Here is a 7,218-nt window from a genome sequence, read left to right as displayed (position 1 = left end):
AAAAGTGTCCTGAGCGGATGAATCCGCCGCTCGAACAGCCGCAAGCCCCGACTCGTGGCCGCTGTCGCGCCCACGATCGAGGCTTCAACCGACCCGGCCGGGCGGCCCGGCGCGTGCTGCTCACGCCGATGCGGCCGCCGCAGTCCGCGCGGGCGGACTTTGTGCTTTTCCAGCGGCGAATTCATTCGCTCTGGACGTCGCCGCGCCAAGCTCTCCGAACCGCCCGAAACTGCCGTTGGGGTGTGCCCCTCTCCCACATCCGTTCGTGGGAGAGGGTGGCGAGCTTTAGCGAGCCGGGTGAGGGCCACACTCCGCACCGCGCCAACTCCCGGGTGGACCGCAGGATACGTCGTCCAAACGGCCGTCAGCGGCCCGCGCGGGCGCTGCTCATCCCTCCAGAATTCCTGGACGGCGTGCCGCCGGGGCAGCAGACAGGCTCTGCACAAGGTATTCTGGCACGAGGTACGCATAATCCCACCTGCAGCCACCAACCTCTCTCACACAGGAACACGCGCGTGGCCAAGCCTGCCGGGAAGGACGTCACAGTCGGAGTGGGATTGCTGGCCGGAGCGGGAACGCTGGCCGGCTTCAGCGGTTCTCCGCACTGGTCGGTGCGCATGTGGGACTTTCCGCGCATTCAGATCGGCGCCGCGGCGGCCGCCGCGGGCGCGGTGTACGCGGCCCGGTACCACCGCGGGCGCCCGTCGGACTGGGCGTTCCTCTCCATGACCGCCGCCACCGCCGCGTGGCAGATCAGGAAGATCCTGCCCTACACGCCGTTCGCGCCCGTGCAGGTGGAGCGCAGCCGGGTAAAGCCCACGCGCGAGCGCCCGCGCAAGGACAAGCCCACGCTGCGGCTGCTGATCAGCAACGTGCTGATGGAAAACACGCAGCACGAGCGCCTGCTGCGGCTGGTCGAAGAGTCGTCGCCCGACGTGGTGATGGCGGTGGAAACCAACGCGCGGTGGGCGGAGGCGCTGGAGCCGCTTTCGGAGACGTATCCCTACGTGGTGCGCCAGCCGCAGGAGAACTACTACGGGATGATGCTCTTCTCCCGCCTGCCGCTGATCGAGCCGCGCATCGAGTTCCTGGTGCAGGACGACATTCCGTCCGTGCACACGGGCATCGAGCTTCCGGGCGGGGTGCAGGTCATTCTGCATGGGCTGCATCCGCGCCCGCCGGAGCCCATCCGCGACCAGGACAGCACCCCGCGCGACGCCGAGCTGGTGATGGTGGGCCGCGCCATTGGCGAGGCCGACGAGGTGCCCACGCTGGTGGCGGGCGATCTGAACGACGTGGCGTGGTCGCCCACCAGCGAGCTGTTCGTGCGGCTGGGGCAGCTGCTGGACCCGCGCATCGGGCGGGGGATGTTCAACAGCTACAACGCCAACAATCCGCTGCTGCGCTACCCGCTGGACCACGTGTTCCACTCCAGCCACTTTCGTCTGGTGGAGCTGCGGCGCTGCCCCAGCATTGGCTCGGACCACTTTCCCATGCTGGTGGAATTGAGCTACGAGCCGGACGCGGAGGCGAAGCAGGCGATGCCGGAGCCGGACGTGGAAGACCAGATCGAGGCGGATGAAAAGCTGGAGGCGGAGGCGGAAGCCGCGGCCACCGGCGACGACCGCCCCGGCCGGGAGTGATGGGTCCCGCGCCATCCACCGAACGGCCGGTCACCCGGGGCGAGCGGGTGCGCGGCCACGCCGTGCACCTGTACACGGCGTCGGGCGTGGTGCTGGCCTTTGTGGCCGCGTCGGAGATCTGCGCGCCGCGGCCGGACCCGCGGCGCGTGTTTCTGTTCCTGGTGCTGGCGGTGCTGGTGGATGCCACGGACGGGCCGCTGGCGCGCATGTGGGAAGTCAAGCGCACGGCGCCCACCATCAACGGCCGCACCATCGACGACATCGTCGACTTTCTGACCTTTACCTTTCTGCCGCTGCTGCTGGTGTGGCGGATGGAATGGGTGCCGGAGCCCGGCTGGCTGTGGCTGGCGCCGGCGCTGCTGGCGTCGCTGTTCGGATTCGCAAATGAGGGTGCCAAGGACGAGGCGGGCGGGTTCTTTCGCGGGTTTCCCAGCTACTGGAACATCGCGGCCTTCTACGCCGCCTTTCTGCCGCCGTGGGGGAACGCGGCGATGTTCGTGATCCTGGCGGTGCTCACCGTGTCGCCGGTGTGGTTCATCTACCCCAACCTGGCGCCGCGCCCGTGGAAGGCGCCGCTGCTGGCCGGCGCGGCGCTCTGGCTGGTGCTGCTGCTTGTGTTCCTGCCGCGCTATCCGTACGACGTGCCGGAGTGGGCGGTCTGGGTTTCGCTCGCGTATCCCGTCCTGTACACCCTCGCGTCCTTCTACCTGAAGCGCCGCGCCGGGATTTGAAAAGCGTTGGAGTACAGTGGAACAGAGAACTGCCAGAGTAACAGAGGAGCCTCCCTCTGAACCTCTGGCTTTTGTCTGTTCCTCTGTACCTCTCGCTGTTTCTGTCAGAGCTTGGTCCCGCTACCTGCCCGGCCCCGACGCTCCCCGCCGTACGCGCGCCAGGAGCGCGGCGCGGTCCACCACCCGGCCGCGCGCGATGACGGTGTGGATCCGGCGCGTGTTGCGGATGTCGGCAAGGGGATCGGCGTCCAGCAGCACCATGTCGGCCACGCGGCCTGGGCGCAGGGTTCCCAGCGTGTCCAGCGCGCCCAGGTACGCGGCGGGCTCGTAGGTGGCGGCGCGCAGCGCCTGCATGGGCGTAAAGCCGGAGCGAACCAGCAGCGCCAGTTCGTCGTGCAGCGCCAGCCCGGGGATGACGTACGGCAGCGGCGCATCCGTTCCCGCCATCACCCGAACGCCCATCCGCCGTGCCTCGCCCGTGCGCTGCAGGCTGAAGTAGCCACGCACGACGGCGCTGTCGTCCGGCGTGGCGGGCCCCATCCTCCGGTCCCACGCGCGGCGCAGCCCGGGCGACACCCAGGCCAGGGCGGAGGGGTGCGTGACGGTGGTGTCCGTCCGATCCACATAGGGCTGGTACACGACCAGCGTGGGCGTAAGCCGGGTGCCCGCCCGCGCCATTGCCGCCAGCACCGCGTTGCAGCGCGCGGCATCGTAGCCGGCGCGCATCCGCCGGCCGTGGTCGCGCACCGTCGCCATCGCTGCCTGCGGCGAGCGGTCCGCCCGCGCGCCGGCCAGTTCGGAGCGCAGAGCATCGTCGTCCGCGCTGCAGGCGCGCATCAGGTCGTCTTGGTGTTCCACGCTCGCCTGCCCGGCGCGGATGGCTTCGCGCATGGAGACGGGGTAGGGGACGTGGCCGGCGAAGGGGATTCCGCGGCGCCGCGCCTGATCCGCGGCGCCGAAGTACGCGGACCGGCCCAGGTTGCTGTAGACCTTGATGAAGTCCGCGCCCGCGTTCGCCAGGCTGTCCACCGCGTGCCGGGCCTGTGCCTCGTCCGCGGCGCGGGCCACCCAGGGCGCGCGGTTCACGGGCCCGTCCAGCCGCCCCCCGATCACCATGCGCGGCCCCTGCACCCGCCCCGCGGCAACCTCATCCCGCCAGAAGCGCGCACTGTCGACGTAGAAGCCCATGTCGCGCGCCCCGGTGACGCCCCACGCCAGCATGAGCGGGGCAGAGAAGTCCGCGAAGCCGTTGGCGAAGGCGTGGACGTGCATGTCCCACAGACCCGGAATCAGCCACCGCCCGCGCCCGTCCACCCGGCGCGCGCCGCGGGGAATGCGCGCATCTCCCGCGGGCCCCACCGCCTCGATCCGGCCTCCGCGCACGATCACCGTCTGGTGGGGCGCCACTGTGTCACTCTGTCCGTCGATCAGCGTGACGTCCACGATCGCCATCACCGGCTCGCGGGAGGCAGGGGCGCACGCCGTCGCGATCATCAACCCCGCGACGCACAGCAATCCCGGAAGCGCACGCGGCCTGGGGGAACGCACGAAGGGGGCGGCCGGAGTTCCGGCCGCCCCCGTGGCGTGCGTCAGCCTGTCCGCGCGGTGGCGGCTCAGACGTGGAGCGCGGGCTGCACGAGCAGCTTGCGCGCCTGCGCACCGATGATCGGAATCTCCCACTCCTGCCCGTTGTACGCCTTCATCAGCGTGTAGACCCAGATGCCGAAGCTCGCCACCGCGATCGCCAGATACACGGGGATGGAGATCAGCCCAAAGAGCAGGCCCAGCGCCGGAATGCGCGTCAGCACGCCGAACACGATGGACAGCACGATGTTGAGCCCGATGCTCGCCGCGCCGAACACGAGGTTCTGCGCCGCGTGAAAGCGCACCAGCGGGTTCTGGTCCTTGATCGCGAAAAGGTAGGTCGCGCCAGTGATGGGCGGCACCGCGGCGGCGATGGCGGCGGAGACGTTGCCGGACGAGTGCTGGATGGAATTGGACATGGTTCGCTCCGGATGGATTGCGCGAGTGCGAACGAGCCGCCGTCTGCGGCCCGGAATCGTCGTGCAACCATGATAGCGTGCTCCGTCCCCCCGTCCTACGGGTAAGTTTACCTAGCGGGTACGCGAGCGTTCGCGCGGGGCTACGGAACGGGCGCCAGCGGGGGGGCGGGTGCGAGGGCGTCCAGCGTGTCGTCCGCGGGGCTGCGGCCGCGGCGCGTGTAGCGGCCAAAGAACTCGCCGGCTTCGTCGATGTCGGTCGACGAAAAGAAGTCCGGGAGCGCCGCGGTGCCGGCGAGCGCCAGGTCCACGAGCGCGTTCGCCGTCGCGGAGATGGCGGGATGGGAGAGGCCGTCGCGCCCCGCCGCGTGCAGCAGCCCGTCCGCGGGATCCGCCAGCAGCTCCGCGGCGGCGCGCAGGCTGGGCGCGTGGTAGCCGATGCCGGCCAGAAGGACGAGCGGCGCCGCGTACCACTTTGGATCGACGGCATCCGCCGAACGCACCTCGGCGTAGCCCTTGGGACGAACCTCGGGAAAGAGCGTCGTGAGGTGCAGCCGCCAGTCGCCCAGCGAGGTGCAGCCACGCCGGTTCCACTCCGCGAACGAGGCGGGGGGCGCGGCCGCGGCCGGCCCCAGGATCACGGGCGCGGCGAGGGCAAAGTCCAGGTACTCCTCCACTGGATCGGCGCAGGGAAAGCATCCCGTCCGCCCGCCGTCCAGTTCGCGCCACACGCGCGCGCGAAAGCTGCGGTCGCCGGTGGGCTGGCCGCGGTACACGGGCGAGTTGGCAAAGATGGCGGTCACGTACGGCGCCATCCCGTTCCACACCCGCCACCGCGCGAGCGGGTCCGCGCCAAAGTCCAGGCTCACCTGCATGGCCGCGGTCTGCCGCATCATCCGCGTGCCCCCCGTGCCGATCGCCTCCATGAACTCCGTCATTCGCACGTAGCGCGTGCCGGGAAGCTGCAGCGGAACGTGCTCGATCCCGCCGCGCGGCTCGATGCCCACGCTCAGCAGGCGGATGCCGGCGTCCATCATCGACGCGGAAAGCGGGAGCACGGCGCCGCGCAGGCTGGCCACCAGCGCCGTCGCGCTCGGAAATACGGCCGCGCTGATCTCAATCTGCCCGCCCGGCTCGTAGCTCACGATGCCGCCGTCCGGCAGCGTCCAGCGCGGCACGCCGTAGTCGCTGGGCTCCTCCGTCCATCCGTTCCGCCCCGCGTGCCGGCGGACGACGGGGAGCGTCGCCACTCCGCCGCACGACTGAATGGGCACCTGCGCGCCGGTGTCCGCATCCACCGGAATCAGCTCCACCTCCGCCCCGATGCGCGGCGGGCCTTCCGCGCGCGCGCGGCCGAGCCCGAACGCGTGGTCGCGCAGGTCGTTGCGCAGGGTCTCGCGGGAAAGCACGGCGCCCGTCAGTCCGCGGGGCTGGCCAGGACGAGCGCGTACAGCCCGTCCCTGTCCGTCACCCACTCGTCTATCCGCAGGCCGGCCGCGGCAAACATCGCCTCCACGCTGTCGTGGTCGTGCTTGGCGCTGATCTCCGTGCGGATCGTCTGCCCCGCGCGAAAGGCGAACTCGCCACTGCCGGGCACCGTCACCGTCTGGTCGATGACGGAAACCAGGTGCATCTCGATGCGGTGCTCCACGCCGTTGTAAAAGGCGCGGTGCTCCCATCGGCTGACGTTGAAGTCCGTGCCCGCCAACGTGTTGACCACGCGCAGCATGTTCAGGTTGAACTGTGCCGTCACCCCCGCCGCATCGTTGTACGCCGCCTCGATGCGCGCCGGGTTCTTGCGCTGGTCCACGCCCAGCAGAAAGCGGTCGCCCGGCGCCATGCGCGCGCGGACGCGGCGCAGAAGCTGGACGGCGTCATCCGGCGCAAAGTTGCCGATGGTGCTGCCCAGGAACGCGTGCAGCACCGGCCCGCCCAGCCCGTCCGGAAGGTCGAACGCCTCCGTGAAGTCCGCCACCACGGGCTGCACCTGGAGGGACGGATACGCCGCGCGGATGCGGACGGCCGTCTCATCCAGAAAATCGCCGCTCACGTCCACGGGCACGTACACGGCGCGGGGTGACGCGGCGGCGATGGCGTCCAGCACGATCGTCGTCTTTTCCGCGCTCCCGGCGCCCAGTTCCACCATGGCCGCGGGCGCCAGCGGGCCGATCCACGCCGGCATCCACCGCTGCATCAGCGCCCTCTCGGTGCGCGTCAGGTAGTATTCCGGAAGGCGCGTGATCTCTTCGAACAGCCGCGACCCGGCCTCGTCGTAAAAGAACTTGGGCGGCAGCTCCGGCTGGGCGCGGCGCAGCCCGTCCGCCACCTCGCGGGCCGCCTGCGCGTCCGGGGCCGCGCGCGGGGCGGTGAGCGTCCGCGCCTCAGCCATCGCGCGCCACCCGGAAGCCGCTGAAGATCTGCCGGCGGATGGGGTAGTCCCAGTTGCGGAACGTGTTGCGGATGGCGCCCGGGCGCGTGGCCCACGATCCGCCGCGCAGCACCTTGTAGTCCGGCCCAAAGAACAGCTCGCTGTACTCGGGATACGGAAACGTCTGGTATCCCGGCCACGGCGTGAAGTCGCTGGCCGTCCACTCCCACACGTCGCCGATCATGCCGTACGCGCCGATGGGCGACACGTTGCGGGGGTACGCGCCGATGCGCGCCGTCTCGAACGAGAGCTGGTCCAGGTTGGCGTCCAGCGCCGTCGGCGGCTCGTCGCCCCAGGGATAGGTGCGCTTGGTGCCGGTCGCGGGGTCCCACGACGCGGCGGCCTCCCACTCGTGCTCCGTGGGCAGGCGCCCGCCCGCCCAGGTGCAGTACGCCTCCGCCTCGTACCAGCAGACG

8 protein-coding genes are annotated in these 7,218 nt (G+C 70.6%); 2 read left to right on the top strand and 6 right to left on the bottom strand.

Going from position 1 to position 7,218, the window contains the following annotated elements:
* Positions 1-185: hypothetical protein (locus VF665_RS05175; RefSeq protein WP_331052349.1), on the bottom strand; the 185-nt coding region annotated here is incomplete at its 3' end.
* Positions 186-515: 330 nt separating this feature from the next.
* Here VF665_RS05175 and VF665_RS05170 point away from each other — a divergent pair.
* Both VF665_RS05170 and VF665_RS05165 read left to right on the top strand, forming a co-directional pair.
* Entirely contained in the window at positions 516-1,643 is a 1,128-nt protein-coding gene (locus VF665_RS05170; protein WP_331052348.1) for an endonuclease/exonuclease/phosphatase family protein, read from the top strand.
* On the top strand, positions 1,643-2,374 hold the full coding sequence (locus tag VF665_RS05165) for a CDP-alcohol phosphatidyltransferase family protein (RefSeq protein ID WP_331052350.1): 732 nt from the start codon (positions 1,643-1,645) through the stop codon (positions 2,372-2,374). The genes VF665_RS05170 and VF665_RS05165 overlap by 1 nt, the downstream gene beginning before the upstream one ends.
* A gap of 120 nt (positions 2,375-2,494) precedes the next feature.
* Here the strand turns inward: VF665_RS05165 and VF665_RS05160 are convergent, their stop codons facing one another.
* The 5 genes from VF665_RS05160 to VF665_RS05140 all read right to left on the bottom strand — a co-directional run.
* Positions 2,495-3,826: an amidohydrolase family protein gene (locus VF665_RS05160; RefSeq protein ID WP_331052347.1), complete on the bottom strand. Its 1,332-nt coding sequence runs from the start codon at positions 3,824-3,826 to the stop codon at positions 2,495-2,497.
* A gap of 161 nt (positions 3,827-3,987) precedes the next feature.
* Positions 3,988-4,377: a DUF4870 domain-containing protein gene (locus VF665_RS05155; protein ID WP_331052346.1), complete on the bottom strand. Its 390-nt coding sequence runs from the start codon at positions 4,375-4,377 to the stop codon at positions 3,988-3,990.
* A gap of 140 nt (positions 4,378-4,517) precedes the next feature.
* The gene (locus tag VF665_RS05150; protein ID WP_331052345.1) at positions 4,518-5,783 is read right to left on the bottom strand and encodes a glutamate-cysteine ligase family protein; all 1,266 of its coding nucleotides are present in this window, start codon (positions 5,781-5,783) and stop codon (positions 4,518-4,520) included.
* A gap of 8 nt (positions 5,784-5,791) precedes the next feature.
* A complete protein-coding gene (gene egtD / locus VF665_RS05145) occupies positions 5,792-6,763 on the bottom strand; it encodes an L-histidine N(alpha)-methyltransferase (RefSeq protein ID WP_331052344.1) in 972 nt (323 codons plus the stop codon).
* Positions 6,756-7,218, bottom strand: a 463-nt coding sequence (locus VF665_RS05140) for an SUMF1/EgtB/PvdO family nonheme iron enzyme (protein WP_331052343.1), incomplete at its 5' end; no start/stop codon positions are given. The genes egtD and VF665_RS05140, both read right to left, overlap by 8 nt.

This window comes from Longimicrobium sp., assembly GCF_036387355.1.
Taxonomy (GTDB): Bacteria; Gemmatimonadota; Gemmatimonadetes; order Longimicrobiales; family Longimicrobiaceae; genus Longimicrobium.
This window is presented reverse-complemented; position numbering and strand designations above follow the sequence as displayed.